This is a genomic window from Mycolicibacter senuensis, from assembly GCF_003284925.1.
Classification (GTDB): Bacteria; Actinomycetota; Actinomycetes; order Mycobacteriales; family Mycobacteriaceae; genus Mycobacterium; species Mycobacterium algericum_A.
Genome location: NZ_QMEX01000020.1, coordinates 23,804 through 45,936, shown reverse-complemented (window position 1 = coordinate 45,936; position 22,133 = coordinate 23,804). Strand labels below are relative to the sequence as shown.

General features: G+C 68.2%; 21 protein-coding genes. 16 read left to right on the top strand and 5 right to left on the bottom strand.

What is annotated here, in order from left to right:
- The 9 genes from DQP56_RS08225 to DQP56_RS08185 form a co-directional block, all read left to right on the top strand.
- Positions 1–784 (top strand): molybdopterin-dependent oxidoreductase (locus DQP56_RS08225; RefSeq protein ID WP_165824942.1); only part of this gene is annotated, 784 nt, incomplete at its 5' end.
- On the top strand, positions 781–2,007 hold the full coding sequence (gene nuoH / locus DQP56_RS08220; RefSeq protein ID WP_112684465.1) for an NADH-quinone oxidoreductase subunit NuoH: 1,227 nt from the start codon (positions 781–783) through the stop codon (positions 2,005–2,007). The genes DQP56_RS08225 and nuoH, both read left to right, overlap by 4 nt.
- On the top strand, positions 2,000–2,569 hold the full coding sequence (nuoI, locus tag DQP56_RS08215) for an NADH-quinone oxidoreductase subunit NuoI (protein WP_112684464.1): 570 nt from the start codon (positions 2,000–2,002) through the stop codon (positions 2,567–2,569). The genes nuoH and nuoI overlap by 8 nt, the downstream gene beginning before the upstream one ends.
- Positions 2,569–3,414 (top strand): NADH-quinone oxidoreductase subunit J, encoded by an 846-nt coding sequence (locus DQP56_RS08210; protein ID WP_112684463.1) that lies wholly within the window; start codon positions 2,569–2,571, stop codon positions 3,412–3,414. Before nuoI ends, DQP56_RS08210 begins: the two co-directional genes overlap by 1 nt.
- Positions 3,411–3,710: an NADH-quinone oxidoreductase subunit NuoK gene (gene nuoK, locus DQP56_RS08205; protein WP_112684462.1), complete on the top strand. Its 300-nt coding sequence runs from the start codon at positions 3,411–3,413 to the stop codon at positions 3,708–3,710. Before DQP56_RS08210 ends, nuoK begins: the two co-directional genes overlap by 4 nt.
- Before the next feature lie 15 nt (positions 3,711–3,725).
- The gene (gene nuoL, locus DQP56_RS08200; protein ID WP_112684461.1) at positions 3,726–5,663 is read left to right on the top strand and encodes an NADH-quinone oxidoreductase subunit L; all 1,938 of its coding nucleotides are present in this window, start codon (positions 3,726–3,728) and stop codon (positions 5,661–5,663) included.
- A 2-nt stretch (positions 5,664–5,665) separates the two neighbouring features.
- Complete coding sequence (locus DQP56_RS08195) at positions 5,666–7,225, top strand: NADH-quinone oxidoreductase subunit M (RefSeq protein WP_041318400.1); 1,560 nt, start codon at positions 5,666–5,668, stop codon at positions 7,223–7,225.
- Positions 7,226–7,227: 2 nt separating this feature from the next.
- Positions 7,228–8,841, top strand: coding sequence for an NADH-quinone oxidoreductase subunit NuoN (nuoN, locus tag DQP56_RS08190; protein ID WP_112684460.1), 1,614 nt, complete (start codon positions 7,228–7,230; stop codon positions 8,839–8,841).
- 167 nt (positions 8,842–9,008) lie between these two features.
- A complete protein-coding gene (locus tag DQP56_RS08185; protein ID WP_013829804.1) occupies positions 9,009–9,497 on the top strand; it encodes a flavin reductase family protein in 489 nt (162 codons plus the stop codon).
- 30 nt (positions 9,498–9,527) lie between these two features.
- Here DQP56_RS08185 and DQP56_RS08180 read toward each other — a convergent pair whose 3' ends face one another.
- The 3 genes from DQP56_RS08180 to DQP56_RS08170 are packed head-to-tail and all read right to left on the bottom strand — an operon-like array spanning position 9,528 to position 11,818.
- Positions 9,528–10,520, bottom strand: coding sequence for a Gfo/Idh/MocA family protein (locus DQP56_RS08180; RefSeq protein ID WP_112684459.1), 993 nt, complete (start codon positions 10,518–10,520; stop codon positions 9,528–9,530).
- A complete protein-coding gene (locus tag DQP56_RS08175; protein WP_013829806.1) occupies positions 10,517–11,212 on the bottom strand; it encodes a PIG-L deacetylase family protein in 696 nt (231 codons plus the stop codon). Before DQP56_RS08175 ends, DQP56_RS08180 begins: the two co-directional genes overlap by 4 nt.
- Before the next feature lie 3 nt (positions 11,213–11,215).
- Positions 11,216–11,818, bottom strand: coding sequence for a TetR/AcrR family transcriptional regulator (locus tag DQP56_RS08170; RefSeq protein ID WP_112684458.1), 603 nt, complete (start codon positions 11,816–11,818; stop codon positions 11,216–11,218).
- A gap of 28 nt (positions 11,819–11,846) precedes the next feature.
- On the opposite strand from DQP56_RS08170, the gene DQP56_RS08165 reads away from it, so the two are divergent.
- Positions 11,847–13,013 (top strand): phosphotransferase family protein, encoded by a 1,167-nt coding sequence (locus DQP56_RS08165; RefSeq protein ID WP_435673833.1) that lies wholly within the window; start codon positions 11,847–11,849, stop codon positions 13,011–13,013.
- Complete coding sequence (locus DQP56_RS08160; RefSeq protein WP_112684457.1) at positions 13,013–14,131, top strand: Rv3169 family protein; 1,119 nt, start codon at positions 13,013–13,015, stop codon at positions 14,129–14,131. The genes DQP56_RS08165 and DQP56_RS08160 overlap by 1 nt, the downstream gene beginning before the upstream one ends.
- A 51-nt stretch (positions 14,132–14,182) precedes the next feature.
- Here the strand turns inward: DQP56_RS08160 and DQP56_RS08155 are convergent, their stop codons facing one another.
- Positions 14,183–15,181 (bottom strand): TIGR03617 family F420-dependent LLM class oxidoreductase, encoded by a 999-nt coding sequence (locus DQP56_RS08155; protein WP_112684456.1) that lies wholly within the window; start codon positions 15,179–15,181, stop codon positions 14,183–14,185.
- A 5-nt stretch (positions 15,182–15,186) separates the two neighbouring features.
- Complete coding sequence (locus DQP56_RS08150; RefSeq protein ID WP_112684455.1) at positions 15,187–16,101, bottom strand: alpha/beta fold hydrolase; 915 nt, start codon at positions 16,099–16,101, stop codon at positions 15,187–15,189.
- A 177-nt stretch (positions 16,102–16,278) separates the two neighbouring features.
- Between DQP56_RS08150 and DQP56_RS08145 the strand changes: the two genes are divergently transcribed.
- The 5 genes from DQP56_RS08145 (at position 16,279) to DQP56_RS08125 (ending at position 22,016) form a co-directional block, all read left to right on the top strand.
- Positions 16,279–17,253, top strand: coding sequence for an NADPH:quinone oxidoreductase family protein (locus DQP56_RS08145; protein ID WP_112684454.1), 975 nt, complete (start codon positions 16,279–16,281; stop codon positions 17,251–17,253).
- A 100-nt stretch (positions 17,254–17,353) separates the two neighbouring features.
- Positions 17,354–18,085 carry a cutinase family protein gene (locus tag DQP56_RS08140; RefSeq protein WP_435673832.1) on the top strand — a complete coding sequence of 244 codons (732 nt, stop codon included), beginning with the start codon at positions 17,354–17,356 and terminating at the stop codon, positions 18,083–18,085.
- Between the two features lie 117 nt (positions 18,086–18,202).
- Positions 18,203–20,029 carry a flavin-containing monooxygenase gene (locus DQP56_RS08135; RefSeq protein ID WP_112684452.1) on the top strand — a complete coding sequence of 609 codons (1,827 nt, stop codon included), beginning with the start codon at positions 18,203–18,205 and terminating at the stop codon, positions 20,027–20,029.
- The gene (locus DQP56_RS08130) at positions 20,026–20,613 is read left to right on the top strand and encodes a TetR/AcrR family transcriptional regulator (RefSeq protein WP_112684451.1); all 588 of its coding nucleotides are present in this window, start codon (positions 20,026–20,028) and stop codon (positions 20,611–20,613) included. The genes DQP56_RS08135 and DQP56_RS08130 overlap by 4 nt, the downstream gene beginning before the upstream one ends.
- Positions 20,610–22,016 carry a TIGR00366 family protein gene (locus DQP56_RS08125; protein WP_112684450.1) on the top strand — a complete coding sequence of 469 codons (1,407 nt, stop codon included), beginning with the start codon at positions 20,610–20,612 and terminating at the stop codon, positions 22,014–22,016. Before DQP56_RS08130 ends, DQP56_RS08125 begins: the two co-directional genes overlap by 4 nt.
- Positions 22,017–22,133 lie beyond the last annotated feature (117 nt).

Sequence of the window (22,133 nt, the reverse complement as noted above, 5' to 3'; positions counted from 1 at the left end):
CGACGAGCTGCCGTCCCAGCCCGGGCGTGACACCGACGCCATCCTGGCAGCTGCCGCCGACGGGACACTGGGGGCGCTGCTGGTCGGCGGGATCGAGCCCGGTGACCTGGCCGACCCGGCCGCCGCGCTGGCCGCCCTGGACGCGGTCGGATTCCTGGTCAGCATCGAGTTGCGGCACAGCGAGGTCACCGAACGCGCCGATGTGGTGCTGCCGATCGCGGCGGCGGTGGAGAAGTCCGGCACCTACCTCAACTGGGAGGGCCGGCCCCGTCGGTTCGGCGCCGCACTGGATGAGCGCGGCACGTTGTCCGACGTGCGGGTGCTCGACGCGCTCGCCGAGGAGATGGGCATCGACCTCGGGCTTCCCACCGTGGCGGCGGCGCGCGAGGAGCTGACCCGGTTGGGCGCCTGGAACGGCGAACGCGCGGCCTCCCCCGACGTGGCGGCGGGCCGGCCCGGGCAGCCGGGCTCCGGTGAGGCCGTGCTGGCCAGCTGGCGCATGCTGCTCGACAACGGGCTGATGCAGGCCGGCGAGCCGAACCTTGCCGGGACCGCCCGCAAACCGGTGGCGCGGCTCTCGGCGCCGACCGCCACCGAGATCGGTGTCGCGGCCGGCGATCAGATCACCGTCGGCACCGAGCACGGCGCAATCACCCTGCCGCTGGTCATCACCGAGATGCCGGACCGGGTGGTATGGCTGCCGATGAATTCGTCTGACTCAGCGGTGCACCGCGATCTCGGGGTCGGCCCGGGCGCGGTGGTACGGATTGGACGCAGATCATGAGCATTCCCTGGTGGCTGGTGCTGGCCAAAGTGCTGGCCGTCTTCGCATTCCTGGTACTGACAGTGCTGTTCGCCATCGTCATCGAACGAAAGGTGCTGGCGCGCATGCAGATGCGCCCCGGTCCTAACCGGGTCGGGCCGAAGGGCTGGCTGCAGAGCCTCGCCGACGGCATCAAGCTGGCCCTCAAGGAGGACATCGTCCCCGCCGGCGTCGACCGGGCGATCTACGTGATGGCTCCGGTCATCTCGACGGTCCCGGCGATCACCGCGTTCGCGGTGATCCCGTTCGGTCCGGAGGTCAGCATCTTGGGCCATCGCACCGATCTGCAACTGGCAGACCTGCCGATCGCGGTGTTGTTCATCTTGGCGATGTCCTCGATCGGGGTGTACGGCATCATCCTGGCCGGCTGGTCATCCGGGTCGCCGTACCCGCTGTTGGGCGGCATCCGCTCCACCGCGCAGGTGATCTCCTACGAAGTCGCGATGGGCTTGTCGTTCGCGTCGGTGTTCCTCTACGCCGGCACGATGTCCACCTCGAGCATCGTGGCCGCCCAGGACGGGATCTGGTTCGCATTCCTGCTGCTGCCGTCGTTCATGGTCTATCTGACCGCGATGGTCGGTGAGACCAACCGGGCGCCGTTCGATCTGCCCGAAGCCGAGGGCGAGCTCGTCGGCGGATTCCACACCGAGTACTCGTCGTTGAAGTTCGCGCTGTTCTTCCTGGCCGAATACATCAACATCACCACGGTTTCGGCGTTGGCCGTCACGTTGTTCTTCGGCGGCTGGCACGCGCCGTTCCCGCTGAACCTGTGGGCCGGCGCAAACCAGGGATGGTGGCCGCTGCTGTGGTTCACCGCCAAGGTGTGGGGATTCATCTTCATGTACATCTGGCTGCGCGCCACCCTGCCCCGGCTGCGGTACGACCAGTTCATGGCGCTGGGCTGGAAGATCCTGATCCCGGTGGCATTGCTGTGGGTGCTGCTCGCGGCGGTGATGCGCAGCCTGGGCAACGAGGGCTACCAGCACTGGGAGGCGGTGCTGATCGCTATCAGCACACTCACCACGCTGCTGGTGCTGGCGGTGTTGCACCGCCGCTTCAGCGCGGTGAACACCGGGCCGGACGAGCCCGCGCCTGCGCCGGTCGTCGCATCCGAAGGTTCTTTTCCGACACCACCGCTGCCGCAGCGGAATTCACCGCGGGTCAAGGAGGATGTCAATGGCTAAGCTCAGAGACGCGCTCGCCGGGTTCGGCGTCACCTGGCGAACGATGTTCAAGCGGCCGATCAATGACGGCTACCCGGAGCAGAAGAAGCCGACGGCGCGGCGCTATCACGGCCGCCACCAGCTCAACCGGCATCCGGACGGGTTGGAGAAGTGCATCGGCTGCGAACTGTGCGCGTGGGCATGTCCGGCCGATGCCATCTACGTGGAGGCCGCCGACAACACCGACGACGAACGCTTCTCGCCCGGCGAACGCTACGGCCGGGTTTACCAGATCAACTATCTGCGCTGCATCGGCTGCGGACTGTGCATCGAAGCCTGCCCGACGCGCGCGCTGACCATGACCAACGACTACGAGATGGCCGCGGACAACCGGGCCGATCTGATCTTGGAACGTCACCAGCTGCTGGCGCCGCTGGAGCCCGGTATGACCGCACCGCCGCACCCGATGCCGCCGGGCGCCACCGAGAAGGACTACTACCTGGGCAGGGTCGGCCCGGATGGGCTCGACGAGAACCCGGACCTGTTCGTCATGCTGGACCGGAAGAAGCAGGGCAAAGCCTGATGGACGCCGCACTGCTTGCCTCCGACATCGTCGTCCGCACCTCCACGGGGGAGGCGGTGACCTTCTGGGTCCTCGGCGCCCTGGCCCTGGTCGGCGCCGTCGGGGTCGTGACGGCCGCCAAAGCGGTGTATTCGGCACTGTTTCTCGCGATGACGATGCTCTCCCTGGCCGTTTTCTACTTCGTCCAGGACGCGATGTTCCTCGGCGTGGTGCAGATCGTGGTCTACACCGGCGCGGTGATGATGCTGTTCCTGTTCGTGATGATGCTGATCGGGGTCGACTCCGCCGAGTCATTGGTGGAGACGCTGCGCGGCCAGCGGATCGCCTCGACCCTCGCCGGGATCGGTTTCGGGGTGCTGCTGATCGCCGGGATCGGCGGCGCGACGATGCACCTGCGCGGAATCGGCGCCCCGGCCACCGGCGGCTCGGCCGACTCCGGCATGGTGGGCCAGGGCAACGTCGAGGGGCTGGCGGCGCTGATCTTCACCCGCTACCTCTGGGCCTTCGAACTCACCAGTGCGCTGCTGATCACCGCGGTGGTCGCGGCCATGGTGTTGACCCATCGGGAGCGGCTGCAGCCGCGGCTGACGCAGCGGGAGCTGTCCATCCTGCGTTTCCGGTCCGGCACCCGCCCCACCCCGCTGCCGACGCCGGGCGTCTACGCCCGCCACAACGCCGTCGACATCGCCGCGCGACTGCCCGACGGCTCCTACTCGGAGCTGTCGGTGTCGGACACCTTGCAGCACCGCTGGGTCGGCGCCACCGGCAACGCGGCCCACGCCGACGACGATGCTGCGGGGCGGCGGATGGCTCCGGCGAGCAACGGGGAGGAGTCAGGCCAATGAACCCGGAAAACTATCTCTACCTGTCGGCGATGCTGTTCACCCTCGGCGCCACCGGGGTGATGTTGCGGCGCAACGCGTTGGTGATGTTCATGTGTGTCGAGCTGATGCTCAACGCCGCCAACCTGGCGTTCGTCACCTTCGCCCGGCTGCACTCCCAGCTCGACGGCCAGATGGTGGCCTTCTTCACCATGGTCGTCGCCGCCTGCGAGGTGGTTATCGGCCTGGCCATCATCATGACGATCTTCCGGGCCCGGCGATCCGTGTCGGTCGACGACGCGAACTTACTGCGCGGCTAGGAGTTGGGAAGCTCTATGACGAATCTGAGCCAGCTGAGCTGGCTGCTGGTGGCCCTGCCGGCGGCCGGCGCGTTGATCCTGCTGCTCGGCGGGCGACGGACCGACCGCTGGGGACACCTGCTGGCCTGTGCCGCGGTGCTCTCCTCGTTCGGGATCGGGCTGGCGCTGCTGGCCGAGATGCTGCGCCGGAGCGGCGAGGACCGGGCGATTCACAGCCACCTGTTCAGCTGGGTGCCGGTTGGTGCGCTGCAGGTCGACTTCGGGATCCTGATCGATCAGCTGTCGATCTGCTTCGTGTTGCTGATCAGTGGGGTGGGCGCGCTGATCCACATCTACTCGATCGGCTACATGAAGGACGACCCCGACCGCCGGAGGTTCTTCGCCTACCTGAACCTGTTCGTCGCGGCGATGCTGCTGCTGGTCGTCGCCGACAACTATCTGGGCCTGTACGTGGGCTGGGAAGGTGTCGGCCTGGCGTCTTACCTGCTGATCGGATTCTGGTACGCGCGGCCGGTCGCGGCGGCGGCCGGCAAGAAGGCGTTCGTGTCCAACCGGGTCGGCGACATCGGGCTGTCGCTGGCCATGTTCGCGATGTTCGCCGGCTTCGGCACGCTGTCGTTCGATGGGCTGTTCGGCGCGGTCGAAGCGGCCGGGTCCAGCGGGTGGACCACCGCCATCGGGTTGCTGCTGTTGCTGGGAGCGTGCGCCAAGTCCGCGCAGGTTCCGCTGCAGGCCTGGTTGTTCGACGCGATGGAAGGCCCCACCCCGGTGTCGGCGCTGATCCACGCCGCCACCATGGTGACCGCCGGGGTGTACCTGATCGTGCGGTCCGGCCCGGTGTTCGACCTGTCCGCCGACGCGCGGCTGGCGGTCGTGGTGGTCGGTGCGGTCACGCTGCTGTTCGGTGCGATCATCGGCTGCGCCAAAGACGACATCAAGCGGGCGCTGGCCGCATCCACCGTCAGCCAGATCGGCTACATGGTGCTGGCCGCGGGGCTCGGCCCGGCCGGCTACGCCGTCGCGATCATGCACCTGCTCACCCACGGTTTCTTCAAGGCCGGACTGTTCCTGGGCTCGGGTTCGGTGATGCACGGGATGAACGACGAACAGGACATGCGCCGCTACGGCGCGCTGCGTGCCTTCATGCCGGTGACGTTCGTGACGTTCGGCCTGTGCTATCTGGCGATCATCGGGGTGCCGCCATTCGCCGGCTACTGGTCCAAAGACGCGATCATCGAGGCCGCGTTGGCAACCGGCGGGACGCGAGGCTGGATCTTGGGCGCGGTGACCATCCTGGGTGCCGGCATCACCGCGTTCTACATGACCCGGGTGATGCTGATGACATTCGGCGGTGAGCGTCGCTGGGCGGCGGACGAGAGCGAGGTGAGCCACGAACGGGCGCTGCAACATCCGCACGAGTCCCCGCGGGTGATGACCTGGCCGATGATCGTGCTGGCCGTCGGCGCCGTGTTCTCCGGAGCCGCGCTGGCCATCGGCGGTCGCCTCGAGCACTGGCTGGAACCGGTGGTGACCGGGGCCGCGGCGGCCGGCCACGAAGCGGCGCATCTCATCCCGGCCTGGCTCACCGGCGCCATCACGCTGGGGGTGGTGCTGGTCGGGGTGGCGGTGGCCTTCCGCATGTACGGCCGTAAGCCGATACCCATCACCGCGCCCACCGACGTGTCGCCCCTGACGGTGGCGGCCCGCCAGTATCTCTACGGCGATGCCTTCAACGAGGAGGTGTTCATGCGTCCGGGTAACCGACTGGCGCAAGCCCTGGTCGACGTCGACGACCGGGTGGTGGACGGTTCGGTCAACGCCGGAGCCGGGTTGGTCGCGCTCGCATCGCTTCTGATGCGGCGCTTGCAGACCGGGTTCGTGCGCTCCTATGCGCTGACCATGCTGGCCGGCGCCGTGCTGGTCGTCGCGGTAGTCCTGGCGGTGCAACTGTGAACATGAACCTGCCCTGGTTGAGCCTGCTCTGGTTGGTGCCACTGGTGGGCGCCGGCGCCGTGATCGTGCTGCCGGCCGGAGCGGCACGACTGGCGAAGCTGACCGGCCTGCTGGTGAGCCTGGTGACGCTGGCGATAGCGGTGGTGATCACCGTCGAGTTCGACACCACCCCGGTCGCCGCCCCGTACCAGTTCGTCGAATCCCATGCCTGGATACCGGCTTTCGGGGCGCGCTACACGCTCGGTGTCGACGGTATCGCGGTGGTGCTGGCGTTGCTGACCGCCGGGCTGGTGCCGCTGCTGATGCTTGCCGGCTGGAACGACGGCGAGGGTAAGCGTCGTCGCGGCCCGCACGCCTTCGCCGCCCTCACCCTGGCCGTCGAGGCGATGGTGCTGATCTCGCTGGTATCGCTGGACGTACTGCTGTTCTACGTCTTCTTCGAGGCGATGCTGATCCCGATGTACTTCATGATCGGCGGCTTCGGCAACGGCGCCAAGCGTTCCCAAGCGGCATTGAAGTTCCTGCTGTACAACCTGTTCGGCGGCCTGATCATGCTGGCCGCGGTGATCGGCGTGTACATGGTGAGCGCCCGGGAGGGCACCTCGGGCGGCACCTTCGACTTCCGCGAACTGGTCTCGTTGTTCTCGTCCGCCACCACCACGGTGGATCCGGGTGTGCTCAAACTGCTGTTCGCCGGCTTCATGTTCGCGTTCGCGGTCAAGGCGCCACTGTGGCCGCTGCACCGGTGGCTGCCCGACGCCGCGGTGGAATCCACCCCGGCCACCGCGGTGCTGATGATGGCGGTCATGGACAAGGTGGGGACCTTCGGCATGCTGCGCTACTGCCTGCAGTTGTTCCCCGACGCCTCAACGTATTTCCGCCCCGCCATCATCGTGCTGGCGGTGATCGGGGTGGTCTACGGGGCGATGGTGGCGATCGGCCAGCGCGACATCATGCGGCTGATCGCCTACACGTCGATCTCACACTTCGGCTTCATCATCCTGGGGATCTTCGTGATGACCAGCCAGGGCCAGAGCGGTTCGACGCTGTACATGCTCAACCACGGGTTGTCGACCGCGGCGCTGTTCCTGATCGCCGGGTTCTTGATCTCCCGGCGCGGCGGCACCCGGGCGATCGCCGACTACGGCGGCGTGCAGAAGGTGGCCCCGGTGATGGCCGGTACCTTCATGGTCGCGGCGATGGCCACCCTGTCGCTGCCGGGGCTGGCCCCCTTCATCAGCGAATTCCTGGTATTGGTGGGCACCTTCAACCGCTACTGGCTGGCGGCGGCCGTCGGCAGCACCGCGCTGGTGCTGTCGTCGATTTACATGTTGTGGCTGTATCAGCGGGTGATGACCGGCCCGGTCACCGCGGGTAACGAACGCATCCGAGATCTGGTACCCCGCGAGCTCGTCGTCGTCGCGCCGTTGATCGCGTTGCTGGTGTTCTTGGGCTTCTACCCGAAACCGGTGCTCGACATCATCAATCCGGGCGTCGCGCACACCTTGACCACGATCGGTGAGACCGACCCGGCACCGCTGACCGCTGAGGGGGCGCACTGACCATGTCGGGCATGCCAACACCCCACATCGAGTACGACCTGTTGTTGCCGCTGCTGATCGTCTTCGGCACCGCGGTCACCGGCCTGCTGTTCGAGGCGTTCGTGGCGCGACGGGCGCGCTATCTGATGCAGGTTCTGCTCGCCATCGGCGGGTTGGCCGCGGCGTTCATCAGCCTGGTCGCCGTGGGACGGGACCTGCCGGCCGACGGCCACATCACGGTGCTCGGCGCGATCGCCGTCGACCGGCCGGCGCTGGTGTTGCAGGGCATCGTGCTACTGGTCGGGATCATGGCCGTCATCTTCATCGCCGAACGCAACACCGGCGCGGGAGCTTCCGAGGGGCCGGGCGCCGCGACGGCACCCGCTGCAACCCTAGCCGCCGACGGCCGGGCAGGCCTGGACTCCTTCACCCCGCAGGCCTCGGCGGTGCCGGGCAGCGTCGCCGAACTCGAGGCGGCCCGCAGCGGGATGATCCAGACCGAGGTGTTCCCGCTGACGATGCTGGCGATCGGCGGGATGCTGGTGTTCCCGGCGGCCAACGATCTGGTGACGATGTTCGTGGCCCTCGAGGTGCTCTCGCTGCCGCTGTATCTGCTGTGCGGGCTGGCCCGGTACCGTCGGCTGCTGTCGCAGGAGGCGGCGCTGAAGTACTTCCTGCTGGGCGCGTTCTCCTCGGCGCTGTTCTTATTCGGGGCCGCCCTGCTCTACGGCACCACCGCCTCGCTGACGTTGTCCGATATCGGCGAGCAGCTGTTCTCCCACAACAACGATCCGCTGGCGCTGATCGGCGCCGGACTGCTGTTGGTGGGGCTGTTCTTCAAGGTCGGCGCGGTGCCGTTCCACTCTTGGGTCCCCGACGTCTACGTCGGCGCGCCGACGCCCATCACCGGGTTCATGGCGGCCGCGACCAAGGTCGCCGCATTCGGGGCGATGCTGCGGATCATCTATGTCGCACTGCCGGCGCTGCACGACCAGTGGCGCCCGCTGCTGTGGCTGATCTCGGTGCTGACCATGGTGGTCGCCACCATTGCGGCCATCACCCAGACCGAAATCAAGCGGATGCTGGCCTACTCCTCGATCGCCCATGTCGGCTTCGTGCTCACCGGGGTACTGGCGGCGACCCCGGCGGGGGTCTCCTCGACACTGTTCTACCTGGCCGCCTACAGCTTCTCGACCGTCGGCGCGTTCGCCGTCGTGAACCTGATCCGCGGGCCCGGCGGCGAAGAAGAGCTCGACATGTCCCGCTGGGCCGGACTGGGACAGCGTTACCCCATCGTGGGGCTGCTGTTTTCGATGTTCCTGCTGGCGTTCGCGGGCATCCCGTTGACCAGTGGATTCATCAGCAAGTTCGCCGTGTTCGCCGCGGCCGCCGAGAGTGGCGCCGTGCCGCTGGTAGTGATCGGTGTGATCGCCAGCGGTGTCGCCGCCTACTTCTATGTGCGGGTGATCGTGCTGATGTTCTTCACCGACTCCCCCGACAACCCGCCGCAACTGGTGCAGCCCAGCGTGTGGAGTAAGACGGCGATCGCGCTGTGCGCCGCGGTCACCGTGGTGCTGGGCGTGTTCCCGCAACCGCTACTCGACCTGGTGGACGCCGCTACCCAGTTCGCATTCTGACGTTCACCAACGAGGGCTGACTTCCTCGGCAGCAACGTCACGGCGGTCGCGTGCTGGTGCTGCTCGACATCTTCCGGCTGGTGTTTCCCTAGCCGCGATCCACCATCGAAGCGGGCCCGAGCGGCGGTTCGCGGGCGCGCCGGCATCAGCGGGTCCATCATGGACGGGTGGACGACGAATCGTTTCAGCGACTGGTCGCGATGCTGGACTACACCATGTTCGTGGTGACCACTGCGGCCGACGGTCATGCCTCGGGCTGTCTGGTCGGGTTCGCCACCCAGACCAGCCTGGCGCCACCGAGGTTTCTGGTCGGGGTGTCCGAACGCAACCACACCTTCGGGGTCGCGGCCCGATCCGACCATTTGGCCGTCCATGTGCTGTCGCGCGGTGACATTGAGCTCGCCCGGCTTTTCGGCGGCCGAACCGGCGATGACATCGACAAATTCGAGCACTGCTCCTGGCACAGCGGCCCGGCCGGCATGCCGATTCTCGACGACGCGCCGGCATGGTTCGTCGGAAAGACGCTGAGCCGTATCGAACTCGGCGACCACCTGGGTTATCTGCTGGAACCGATCGCCGGGTACGCCCCTCCGCACACCGGCGGCCTACTGGCATTCTCCGACGTCGACGACATCGAAGCGGGCCACGACGCCTGAAGAAGCCCGAGCCGGAAGTCGTTCCGCCGCTCAGCTGGGTTGCCGCACCGCAAGGCCCGCAGCGGTGTAGATCGCGTCGATGACGGTCATGTTCTCGATCGCGTCCTCCGGCGTGGTGGGCACCGGCGCGCCGCGCAGCACGGCGTCGGCGAACGCATCGAGCTGATAGGCATACGACGCCCGGTGGGGGAAACGCTCGACGCGCCCGCCCTGCTCCGAGCGGACCCGCAGCCGGTGAAAGTACTGCGGCATCAGCGGGTTGAGCGCCCGCAGCTCGCCGCGATCGCCGATCACGCGGGCGCTGACCTGCAGCAGGTTCGACGACCACAGCGAGCAGCGAATCGCCCCGGTGTGCCCAGCCGGGAACCGCAACTGCGCGGTCATGGCCCGGTCGACCTGCGGGTCGCGCAGTTTCGCCTGCGCGGAAATCACTTCCGGCGTCGCCCCGCCAAAGGTGCGGACCATGTGCACCGGGTAACAGCCGGCGTCCATCAGCGCCCCGCCGGCCAGCGAGATGTCGTAGCGGATGTCGGAGAACCGGGGCAGCGGGAAGCTCAGCGCGGCCTCCACCCGCCGCAGCGTTCCCAACTCCCCCGAGGCGATGATCTCCTCGATGCGCAACGTCATCGGGTGATAGCGGTAGTGGAACGCCTCCATCACCACCCGGTCGGTTTTGGCCGTGACCGCCGCGATCTCGCGGGCCTCGTCGGCATTGGCGGTGAACGGCTTCTCGCACAGCACGTGCTTTTCGGCGGCCAGCGCCGCCCGCGTCCACCGCCCGTGCAGGTTGTTGGGCAGCGGGTTGTAGACCGCATCGACCTCCGGGTCGGCGATCAGCGCCTCATAGCTGTCGTGGACCCGGCCGATACCGTGCTTGGCGGCGAACGCACGCGCCCGACCGGGGTCACGCGCGGCGACCGCGCTCACCACCACCTCGGGGTTGTCGGCAGCGGGTTTGAGCAGTGCCACCGGGGCGATCCGCGCGGCGCCGAGCACACCGATCCGCAGTACCGGCCGGCTCATGCGGCCGTGGTCCGTTGCAGACTGAACCCGGCCACCCGCGCGCCGTGCTGCGCCGGTGTCGTCATGTCGATCACCGCGCGCGCCTGCTCGCGCACCGGGGTGTCGGGATCGAGCACAGACAGGTAGACCTCGTGCGCGGCCAGGGCGTCTATCGCGGCGTCGAGGTAGCCGTCCACGGCCTCGACGTGGGTGGGTTCCGGCCCGTTCTGGAACAGCCAACGCGGCGGCTTGTCCAGCGTGTCCCAGACGTCGGTGACCGCGGCGGCGAATTCGATGTGGTCGCGTTGGTTGGGGGCGTCCGGGCCGAACTGCGCGCCGCCGTAGATGCTCACCACCACCTCGGGCCGGACCTCGGTGATCACCGCGGCGATCTTGGCGCGCAACTCCGGCGTGTTACGGATATCGCTGTCGGGGAAGTCCCAGAAGTCGACGCCCTCATCCGGATGCACACCCACGATGGCCGCCGCCCGCCGCTGCTCGGCCTCCCGGAGCGGCCCGGCCTGCTGCGGTGGCATTCCCTCGATACCGGCCTCGCCGCGGCAGGCCAGCGCGTAGCGGACGGTCTTGCCCGCCGCGGTCCACTTGGCCACCGCGGCGGCCATCCCATACTCGGGATCGTCGGGATGAGGCACCAGCACCAGCAGCGATGTCCAGTCGGCCGGGAAGGGCAGCGGTTCGGGGAATCCGGACATCGGCTAGGCCATCACGCCGTGAGCGAGGATGTCGGCGGTCTGCTGCACCCAGTCACCACCGAGTTGGTCGTCGGGCCGCAGGAACATGGCCAACAGCGTTGCCCCGCCGATCAGTTCGACGAGCCGGTCGGGGTCCACATCTGCTCGTGCATCACCGCGGGCCACCGCGTCGGCCACCCAGGCGCGCATCACCTCGAACAGGTCCGCGAATCGTTCCAGGGCCCGTGCGGTGAGCTCGGCGTTGGTCGCCATGTCGGCGATCAGGCCGGGCAGCGCGGCCCGCACCACCGGATTGGTCAGCGCCTCGCGCGCGCCGGCCATCATCGCCCGGAGGTCACCGGCCACATCCCCCGGTGGCGCCGTCACCGCACTCGGGGGCACCGAGAGCACGGCCTCGTGCACCAGTTCGGCCTTGCTGGGCCACCGGCGGTACAGCGCGGTTTTGGTCGTCCCGGCCCGTTCCGCGACGGCGGCCAGGCTCAGGTTCGAATATCCGACCTCGACAACCAGTTCCGCGGCGGCCTTCAATATGGCAGCGTCGATACGGGGATCGCGGGGCCGCCCGGCACCGGATCCCTTGTCAACCGGTGAAGCTTCTGCTTTCATAACGCTACCTGTCGTATCGTAATTTTCTGTGACGGAGGACGCAACCGTGGCCGACCAACCGACCGTGGAAAGAGACGTCGGCCGGATCCAACGTTCCAGCCGCGATGTCACCACCTTGCCCACGGTAATGTCTCGCTGGCTTGCGACGCAGTTGCCCGACGGCGCCACGCCGGAGATCACCGTCGAAAGCGGGGTCGACACCAACGGCATGTCGTCGGAGACCATCATGCTCACCGGCCGCTGGGCCCAGCAGGGGGCGCCGCTCGAGCAACGCTGGGTCATGCGGGTGGCGCCCAGCGACGAAGACGTCCCGGTGTTTCCGGCCTACCGGCTGGACCACCAGTTCGAGGTCATGCGGCGGGTCGGCGAGCTCACCGACGTCCCGGTGCCCAAGGTCCGCTGGATCGAAGCCACCGGCGAGGTGCTGGGCCGGCCGTTCTTTCTGATGGACCGCGTCGACGGCGAGGTCCCCCCCGATGTCATGCCCTACACCTTCGGCGGCAACTGGTTCGCCGACGCCACCACCGAACAGCAACGGACCCTGCAGGACACCACCGTCGAGGTGCTGGCCAAGCTGCACGCGATTCCGGACGCCACCGGGCAATTCGGCTTCCTCGACGAGGACGACGACGGGTCCACCGACGACACCGCGCTGCGCCGGCACTTCGACCGCGTGCGGCAGTGGTATGAGTTCGCGGTGCCCGACATCGGGCGCTCGGCGCTGCTGGACCGCACCATCGCCTGGCTGGAGGCACACTGGCCGGCCGAGGTCGCCGCCGGCGAGACGGTGCTGTGCTGGGGCGACTCCCGGATCGGCAACGTGCTCTACCGCGACTTCCGCCCGGTCGCCGTGCTGGACTGGGAGATGGTGGCGCTGGGGCCGCGCGAGCTGGACGTGTCGTGGGTGATCTTCGCGCACCGCGTCTTCGAGGAACTCGCCGGGCTGGCCGGGCTGCCGGGGCTGCCGCAGGTGCTGCGCGAAGACGACGTGCGGGCCAGCTACCAGCGGCTCACCGGCATCGAGCTGGGGGACCTGCACTGGTTCTACGTCTACGCCGGCCTGATGTGGGCGATCGTGTTCATGCGTACCGGGGCCCGCCGGGTGCACTTCGGCGAGATGGAACGGCCCGCGGACCCCGAATCCCTCTTCTACCACGCAGGGTTGCTGAAAAAGCTGATCGGAGAACAGAACTGATGCTGGGACCACTCGACGAATACCCGGTTCACCAACTGCCGCAACCGATCGCCTGGCCGGGTTCCTCGGATCGCAACTTCTACGATCGCTGCTACCTCAACGCCCATGACCGCACCGGGGACATCTTCGTGATCACCGGCTGCGGCTACTACCCCAACCTCGGCGTCAAAGACGCGTTCGTCCTGGTACGGCGGGGCGACACCCAGACCGCGGTGCACCTGTCGGATGCCATCGATCAGGATCGGCTCAACCAGCACGTCGGGGGCTACCGCATCGAGGTCACCGATCCGCTGCGCTCGCTGCGAGTGATCCTTGAGGAGACCGAGGGTATCGCGCTCGACCTGCGCTGGCAGGGGCTGTTCGACGCCGTGCAGGAACAGCCGCACATCCTGCGGTCCGGTAACCGGGTGACGCTGGACGCGCAGCGCTTCGCCCAGCTGGGTTCCTGGAGCGGGCAGATCGTGATCGACGGCGAGCAGATCACCGTCGACCCGTCGGTGTGGATCGGGTCGCGCGACCGGTCCTGGGGTATCCGACCGGTCGGCGAGCGCGAACCGGCAGGCCGGCCCGCCGACCCGCCGTTCGACGGCATGTGGTGGCTGTATGTACCGATGGCGTTCGACGATTTCGCGGTGGTGATGATCATCCAGGAGGAGCCCGACGGCTTCCGCTCACTCAACGACTGCACCAGGATCTGGCGCGATGGCCGCGTCGAGCAGCTGGGCTGGCCGCGGGTGACCGCCCGCTACCGTTCCGGCACCCGCATCGCGACCGGTGCCACCATCGAGGCGACCCGGCCGGACGGCACCCCGGTGGTCTTCGAGGTGGAATCCAAACTGCCAGTGCCGATTCACGTCGGTGGCGGATACGGCGGCGACAGCGACTGGCTGCACGGGGAATGGAAGGGCGAGAAGTTCAGCGAGCGGCTGACCTACGACATGACCGATCCGGCGGTCATCGCGCGCACCAGCTTCGGGATGATCGACCACGTCGGGCGTGCGGTGTGCCGCGAGGGCGACGCCAACGCCCCGGTGGAGGGTTGGGGACTCTTCGAGCACGGCGTGCTGGGCCGCCACGACCCGACGGGATTCCCCGACTGGGTCACCATGGCGCCGTAACTCTGCGGCGCCGGCCCCGCACCCTCAACGCCATGGCCCCACTGTGCGCGATCAGGCCAGGCCATCGACGATCTCGCCGATCAACGCCGGCGCGATCGGCGCGGCCTGGTAGACGCAGACCGTCTCGGAGATGCCGTCGACCCGGTCGCGGATGCGCGCGGCTACCTGCGCCGGCGTGCCGCATGCGGCGATGGTGTGCAGGATCTCGTCGGTGATCGCTGCCCCCAACTGCGCCCACTGCCCCTGCTTGGACAACGCGTTGAGTTCGGGTTGCAGCGCTTCCCAGCCGTGGGCGGCCAACACCGGGGCGTATGCGGGTGTGGACGCATAGAAACCGAGCAGCATCCGGGTGGCGGCTTCGGCGGCCTCTCGCTCGGCGTCGGTGGCGCCGGTGGCCACGATGATTTCGGGCACCACTGCGAAGTCTTCTCGTGCGCGCCCCGCTTGTGCCAGCCCGTCGCGGACCGCGGCCATGGTGTTGCGGTGCAGGAATCGCTTGGTGGAGAACGGCATCACCAGCAGTCCATCGGCATGTTCGGCGGCGGCCCGGGTCAGCCGCGGCCCCAGGGCGCCGACGTAGATCGGCGGGGCGCCGTACGGGTTCGGCCCCGGGCTGAACGTCGGCGTCATCAACGTGTGCCGGTAGTAGTGACCCCGAAAGTCCAAGCGGGCGCCGGTCTGCCAGGCCTCGAAGATGGCCCGAAGCGCACCGACCAGCTCGACCATGCGGTCCACCGGACGGTCGAAGGCCGCACCGAACCGCTTCTCGATCTGCGCGCGCACCTGGGTGCCCAGCCCCAGGATGAACCGTCCGCCGCTGAGCAGCTGGTGGTCATTAGCCTGGTGGGCGAGGTGGATCGGGTTGCGCGGGAAGGCGATCGCGACGTTGGTCATCAGGTCCAGGCCGCCGACACCGGCCGCCAGCGTCAGCGGTGCGAACACGTCGTGCGGGCCCTCGAAGGTGAAGACGCCGCTCACCCCGGCGGCGCGCAACGCGCGGGCCTGGTCGGCGACACCGGTCAGCCCGCTCAGCGCCGTGAGGACCTTCAACGCCGTCAGGAGATGATTCCGCGGTCGGCCGTCATGCCGCCCGCCGATCCGCTGACCAGCTCGGCCAGGTCGCGAAGCTCGCGATTCACCACGGCGGGGTGCTCGAGGATCGAGCAGTGTCCCCCGGCGACCTCGACGAACTTCGTGAGGTTGGGCGTCAGGTCGGCGATGCGCCGCGACGCCACCATAGGCAGCAGCCGATCACGGGTGCTGCCAACCACCAGGGTGGGCACTGTCAGCCCGTCGAGGCTGAGGTAGGACGAGTAGCCGAGCGAGTCCACGAGGGTCCGCACCCAGTGGCCGCGGCCGACCGGCGGGGTGTGGGCGAACAGGTCGCAGATCAATGACGTGACAGCGGGATCGGCCTCGCCGCCGACGGCGAGCATGTGCACGAATCGCCGGACCGCCAAGTTCGCCGGCCCGACGATCGGGACACTGCCGAACGTCAGCAGCGCCCGGCGTGCCGCCTGCACGCGCGCCCGCTGCAGCGGTGGCGCCACCGCGAACAGGTCGACTTCGGCGAGCAGGTTGCCGGTGGTGGTGTTGATCAGCGCCACCGCGTCGGCGCGTTCCTCGACCCGGTGGCGATAGCGGTCCGACCAGGCGCTGATCGCGATGCCGCCCATCGAATGCCCGGCGATCACGGCGCGCTCACCGGGCGCCAGCGTGGCCTCCAGCACCGAATCCAGGTCGGATGCCAGATGCGTCAGCGTGTATCCACCGCGCTTGGGCACCCCGCTGCTGCCGTGGCCGCGATGGTCATAGGCGATCACCCGGTAGTCCTTGGCCAGCTCGGCGATCTGGTTTCCCCAAACCCGAATGGCGCAGGTGATGCCGTGTGCCAGCACGATCGGGTATCCGTCTGCCGGGCCGAACACCTGGGTGTGGAGCTTGGTTCCGTCGGCGGCCCGAACCGCCATGGTGCGAGCGGGCGGTAACGCCGACGGGAAGGTGCCGGCGCCTCGGCGCCTGTGGGACCCCGGAGAACTCAGAGCACTCATCGCCACCTCATCGAAAGGGCGGCAACGCTGCCGCATCGCGAGTCTACGCCGAGGTGGTTTAGGTTTTTCCTCAGCCACTACATACGGAGGTCGCCCATGCGCGCGGTACAGATATCCCAGCTCGACGGACCGGCAGCCGCCCGGGTGGTCGATCTCGACGAGCCGTCCGGCGACGACATGGTCGTCATCGACGTGCACGCCGCCGGGGTGGCCTTCCCCGATGTGCTGCAGTCCCGCGGGCTCTACCAGCACAAACCCGACCTGCCGTTCGTGCCGGGCGGAGAGGCCGCCGGGGTGGTGCGCAGCGCCCCGGCGGGCGCGCATGTCCGCGCCGGGGACCGGGTGGCGGCGCTGACCATGCTCAACGGCGCAATGGCGCAGGTGATCGCACTGCCCGCCGAGCAGGTGTTCAAGCTGCCTGACGTGGTGTCGTTCGAGGCCGGCGCCGGACTGCTGTTCAACGACCTCACCGTGCTGTTCGCATTGACCACCCGCGGCAAGCTGTCGCAGGGCGCCACGGTGCTGGTGCACGGCGCCGCCGGCGGCATCGGCACCTCGACGCTGCGGCTGGCGGGGCCGCTGGGGGCATCGCGGGTGATCGCCGTGGTCTCCACCGAGGCCAAAGCCGAGGTGGCCCGGGCCGCCGGCGCCACCGACACCGTGTTGGCCGACGGCTTCCGCGGCGCGGTGGCCGAGTTGACCGGCGGCAAAGGGGTGGATCTGATCCTCGACCCGGTCGGCGGTGACCGGTTCACCGACTCGCTGCGGTCGTTGACGCCCGGCGGAAAACTGCTGGTGGTGGGGTTCACCGGCGGTGAGATTCCCACGGTGAAGGTGAACCGGCTGCTGCTGAACAACATCGACGTGGTCGGCGTCGGGTGGGGGGCGTGGGTGATGTCGCATCCCGGCGAGCTGCAGCGGCAGTGGGGCACCCTGGAGCAGCTGTTGGCCTCGGGGGCGGTGTCGGCGCCGCAACCCGAGGTGTTTGCCCTCGACGATGCCGCTGATGCGCTGGCGGCGTTGGAGAACCGCACCGCGAAGGGCAAGGTGGTGTTGCGGCTGCGGGAATAACGCCCCGCGCCGACCGGATGATTCGCTGCTTCCCGCAGCCTGGACCTGGGTACCCGCATCGGGCAGGGATTCCAGACGACACCAGCCAGCGAGGACAGTGATGGACACCATTCGTAATCAGGCCGAGTGGCCACGTACTGCGGCACGCTGCCTCGGCGCGATGCTGCTGACCATCGGGGCGATGCTGCTGCACCCGGCTGCGGCGGCATCGGCGCAGCCGTGCCCGGACGTGGAGGTGGTGTTCGCCCGCGGAACCGGTGAGCCGCCCGGGGTCGGCGGCGTCGGGCAGGCGTTCGTCGACGCGTTGCGCGCCGAAGCCGGCGGCAGGTCGGTCGAGGTCTACCCGGTCAACTACGCCGCCAGCGGCGATTTCGGTGCGGGCATCGACTTCGCCCGGACCGTCGTCGACGGGATCCGCGACGAGGCCGACCACATTCAGGCGACCGCGGCGCGCTGTCCCGGCACCAAGATGGTGCTCGGCGGCTTCTCGCAGGGCGCCGTCGTCACCGGTTTCGTCACCTCGCCGTCGGTTCCCAAGGAGGTGCCCGCGGAGTTCCTGGGCTACGTGCCCTCGCCGATGCCGCCGGAGGTGGCCGATCACGTTGCCGCGGTGGCCCTGCTCGGCCTGCCGTCCGAAGACTTCCTCCGCGGCTACGGCGCACCCCCGGTCACGATCGGCCCGCTGTATGCGCCCAAGACCATCGAACTGTGCGCGCCCGGCGACACCATCTGCAATGGCGCTCCCGGCGGGCCACCGAACATCGCCCATGCCACGTACCCGGCCAACGGCATGGTCGGCCAGGCGGCACGGTTCGCCGCGCAGCGACTCTGACCCGACGCCGGCCGCCCGAGGCGAGCCCGTATACGTCGTGTCTGGCAAGATATCGGCTAGCCTGTTCACTGGACACTATGTCCCGCGAGATGGCACGGGCGCGAGGAGCACGACGAGATGCCAGACACGGTTGGCTCCCTGGGGCCTCAGCCGGCGCAGTACGACGCCGAGTGGGTGCGCGCCAAGTACGCGCTCGAACGCGACAAGCGGATGCGGCCCGACGCGGTCAACCAGTTCATCGAGGTCACAGCCGATTTCTCGCACTATGCCGACGACCCGTGGACCGAGCGAGTCGAACGGGACCCGGTGCGCGATCACGTCCAGGTGGCGATCATCGGCGCCGGCCTGGGCAGCCTGATCGCTGCCGCGCGGTTACAAGAAGCCGGCATCGACGACATCCGGATGGTCGACACCGCCGGCGATTTCGGCGGCACCTGGTATTGGAACCGCTATCCGGGCGTGCAGTGCGACGTCGAGTCCTACATCTATCTGCCGTTGCTCGAAGAGTTGGACTACGTTCCCACCGAGCGCTACGCGCACGGCCCGGAGATCCGCGAACACCTGCAGAACATCGCCAAGCACTACGGCCTCTACGAGAACGCCCTGCTGGGCACCACCGTCACCGGCCTGCGCTGGGACGAGGCCGGCAAAAACTGGCAGATCACCACCGACCGCGGCGACGCGTTCACCGCGACGCTGGTCGCCGTCTCGCCCGGGTCGCTCACCCGCCCGAAGCTGCCGGGCATTGCCGGCATCAACGAGTTCCGCGGACACACCTTCCACACCAGCCGCTGGGACTTCGGCTACACCGGTGGCGACGAATCCGGTGGGCTCACCAACCTGATCGACAAGCGTGTCGGTGTCATCGGCACCGGTTCGACGGGGCTGCAGTGCATCCCGCATCTGGGCGAGTGGGCCCGGCATCTCTATGTCTTCCAGCGGACCCCGAGCACCGTTTCGGTGCGGGGCAACCGGCCCACCGATCCGCAGTGGGCGGCCGGCCTAAAGCCCGGATGGCAGCGCGAGCGCATGGAGAACTTCACCCGCGTCACCTGCGGTGTGGAGATGGATCTGGACATGACGGACGACGGCTGGACCCAGAAGGCGCTCGAGCTGAGCGAGTCCGCGGTGGTCCGCGAAACCCGGCGTCTGGGCCGGGAGATGACGCCGCAGGAGATCGCCGACTTCCTGTTCCGCGCCGACTACGAGGCGATGGAGCGGCTGCGCAAGCGGATCGACGACACCGTCCACGACCGCAAGACCGCCGAAGCACTCAAGCCGTGGTACCGGCTGAACTGCAAGCGCCCCGGCTACCACGACCAGTACCTCGATACGTTTAACCGGGACAACGTCACCCTGGTCGACACCGACGGGCGCGGCGTCGAACGATTCACAGAGACCGCCGTCGTCGTCGACGGGATCGAATACGAGCTCGACGCCCTGGTGTTCGCCACCGGCTTCGAAGTGGGCACCGAGTTCACCCGCCGGCTCGGCTTCGAGATCGTGGGCCGTGATGAGGTGCGGTTGAGCGACAAGTGGGCCAAGGGCATGCGGACGTTGCACGGCCTGCAGACCCACGGCTTCCCGAACTGTTTCTTCCTCGGCTACACCCAGTCCGGGGTCTCCCCCAACTACACCCATACCGCCGAGGAACGGGCCCGGCATTTCGCCTATCTGGTCGGCACGTTCGTGCGGCGCGGCGCGAACACCATCGAGGCCACCCGGGCCGCGGAGGACCAGTGGCTGGCCGCGATGGACGCCGCCTCGGAGAAGCCCAAGGCCTTCTACGCCGAGTGCACACCGAGTTACCTCAGCTCCGAAGGCGACAAGGAGAATCCGCACGGCATGCTGTCGACGAACTTCGGCGGCAAGCCCGTCGACTTCTTCGACATGCTCGAGAAGTGGCGCTCCACAGGCCAGTTGGAGGGGGTGGTGCTGGAATGACGTCCGCTGCACCGAAACTCACGATGCGTGACCGGCACCGCATCATGACCCGCGAGCACATCATGACCGCCGCACTGGAGGCGTTCGCCGAACGTGGCTACGTCGCGGTGACCATCGACGACATCGTGCGCCGCGCCGGTATCGGGCGGGCGACGTTCTACCTTCACTTCGACTCCAAGGCGGCGGTGCTTCGCGAGCTGCGCAACACCCGCATGACCGTGTGGTCTCAGCAGGACGCGCCGCGCGGCGGCCGATCGGGACGGCCCTCGATCAAGGCCTTCTTCGAGAAGGTGGTCGACTTCTACACCTCCGCACCGCAGCTCTACACCGCACTGCACCAGGCGCGAGCAGCCGATCCGGAGTTCGCCGCGGCGCACCGGGCCACCATGGAGGCCAACGTCACCGAGTGGATCGAGGCTGACGCGATGCCCGGTGCCACCGAGGACCAGCTGCGGCTGGCCATCGCGATGATGTACACCATGGTCGACTCCTTCATGCATCTGTGGCTGGTCGACGGTTGGCCGCTGGACCGCGAGGCCGCCATCGAGGCGATGACCGACGCCCTGCACGCCACTATGCGATGACGACGAGCTCGGCGCGGCGGGCCAACCGTCGGGGCGCCATGCAGGCGCTCACCGGACTGAGCGTGCGCTACGTCGAGCGTCTGATGCCCGACCCGTATCTGTTCGCGGTGATACTGACGCTCATCGTTGCCGGCCTGGTCGCCGTGCTGGTACGCGGAGCGTCGGCTCACGGCATGCTGACTGCCTGGTACAGCGGGGTGTGGGGCCCGGAGAACATCTTCACCTTCGCCTTCCAGATGGTGCTGATCCTGGTGACCGGTTACACGCTGGCCGAGGCGCCGGTGCTCAAGCGGGCCACCATCCGCATCGCGGCGACACCGCGCAACCAGACGCAGGGCGCGCTGCTGTGTTTCACCGTGAGCGCCGTGCTGTCCCTGCTGAACTGGGGCCTTGGACTGGTCGCCGGTGCGCTGGTCGCCCGCCAGGTCGCGCGACGGTTCCCCGACTCGCACTTCGGGTACCTGATCGCCGCGGCGTTCATGGGCTTCATCGTCTGGACGCAGGGGCTGTCATCGTCGATCGCGCTGGCCAACACCGATCCCGGCAGCCCGATCAACGTGATCCACAAGACCGTCGGATTCAGCGTGCCGTTGCGCCACACCGTCTTCCAGCCCTATAGCTGGCTGTCGGTGATGATCGTGCTGGCGCTGCTCGCGCTCGCGGTGTGGCGGATGGAGCCGTCCGAGCGCCTGGCGCCGGATCCCGCAGTCTTCGACGACGACGATCCGCTCGTCGAGCCGCAGACCAGCACGACGTTCGCCGAATGGCTGGAAAACCAGTGGATCCTCAACGTGCTCGTGTTCGCCGCGGGCATGACGTATTTCGTGGTGAGTGGTTTCGCGCTCAATATCGCCTCGATGATCATGCTGTTCACCATCACCGCCGCCCTGCTGCACGGCACGCCGATCCGCTTCATCCGGTCCTTCACCGCTGCCGCGAAGGTCTCCGGCCCGCTGCTGCTGCAATACCCGCTCTACGGTGGCCTGATCGGCCTGCTGGCGTATCAAGGCGCCGAAGGCTCCACGCCGCTGCAGACCGTGCTGGCCCAGATGCTGGTGAACGGCGCCACGCCGTACACGCTGCCGTTCCTGACGTTCCTCGGTTCGGTGATCATCAGCCTGTTCGTGCCCTCCGGCGGCGGCCACTGGGCGGTACAGGGCCCGATCGCGGTCGACTCGGCGCTGGCGATCGGCCAGCACTCACCGGCCTATCTCGGGTTGATCTCCATGGCCGTCGCCGTCGGCGAGGGCGTGGCGAACATGATCCAGCCGTTCTGGCTGCTGCCGCTGCTGGCCATCGCCAAGCTCAATGTCCGTCAGGTGATGGGGTTCACGGCGGTGGCGTTCGTGATCGGGCTGGCGGTGATGGGGGCGATGACGTTGGTCGCGCCGTGGCTGGTGTGAAGGTTGCGCTCGATGGTGGCCGGAGGCGGCGGCCGACGGAGGTCAGCGCCAAGCTCGGATGATTGTCACCGGCCCGCCTTCCCCTCACCGCGCGCCGCTGCGGGAGAGGCCATTTTT

Coding starts and splice junctions, on each gene's coding strand:
- nuoH (WP_112684465.1), top strand. CDS start 781: ATGAGCATTCCCTGGTGGCTGGTGCTGGCCAAAGTGCTGGCCGTCTTC.
- nuoI (WP_112684464.1), top strand. CDS start 2,000: ATGGCTAAGCTCAGAGACGCGCTCGCCGGGTTCGGCGTCACCTGGCGA.
- DQP56_RS08210 (WP_112684463.1), top strand. CDS start 2,569: ATGGACGCCGCACTGCTTGCCTCCGACATCGTCGTCCGCACCTCCACG.
- nuoK (WP_112684462.1), top strand. CDS start 3,411: ATGAACCCGGAAAACTATCTCTACCTGTCGGCGATGCTGTTCACCCTC.
- nuoL (WP_112684461.1), top strand. CDS start 3,726: ATGACGAATCTGAGCCAGCTGAGCTGGCTGCTGGTGGCCCTGCCGGCG.
- DQP56_RS08195 (WP_041318400.1), top strand. CDS start 5,666: ATGAACCTGCCCTGGTTGAGCCTGCTCTGGTTGGTGCCACTGGTGGGC.
- nuoN (WP_112684460.1), top strand. CDS start 7,228: ATGTCGGGCATGCCAACACCCCACATCGAGTACGACCTGTTGTTGCCG.
- DQP56_RS08180 (WP_112684459.1), bottom strand. CDS start 10,520: ATGAGCCGGCCGGTACTGCGGATCGGTGTGCTCGGCGCCGCGCGGATC.
- DQP56_RS08175 (WP_013829806.1), bottom strand. CDS start 11,212: ATGTCCGGATTCCCCGAACCGCTGCCCTTCCCGGCCGACTGGACATCG.
- DQP56_RS08170 (WP_112684458.1), bottom strand. CDS start 11,818: ATGAAAGCAGAAGCTTCACCGGTTGACAAGGGATCCGGTGCCGGGCGG.
- DQP56_RS08160 (WP_112684457.1), top strand. CDS start 13,013: ATGCTGGGACCACTCGACGAATACCCGGTTCACCAACTGCCGCAACCG.
- DQP56_RS08150 (WP_112684455.1), bottom strand. CDS start 16,101: ATGGCGGTTCGGGCCGCCGACGGAACCAAGCTCCACACCCAGGTGTTC.
- DQP56_RS08145 (WP_112684454.1), top strand. CDS start 16,279: ATGCGCGCGGTACAGATATCCCAGCTCGACGGACCGGCAGCCGCCCGG.
- DQP56_RS08140 (WP_435673832.1), top strand. CDS start 17,354: ATGGACACCATTCGTAATCAGGCCGAGTGGCCACGTACTGCGGCACGC.
- DQP56_RS08135 (WP_112684452.1), top strand. CDS start 18,203: ATGCCAGACACGGTTGGCTCCCTGGGGCCTCAGCCGGCGCAGTACGAC.
- DQP56_RS08130 (WP_112684451.1), top strand. CDS start 20,026: ATGACGTCCGCTGCACCGAAACTCACGATGCGTGACCGGCACCGCATC.
- DQP56_RS08125 (WP_112684450.1), top strand. CDS start 20,610: ATGACGACGAGCTCGGCGCGGCGGGCCAACCGTCGGGGCGCCATGCAG.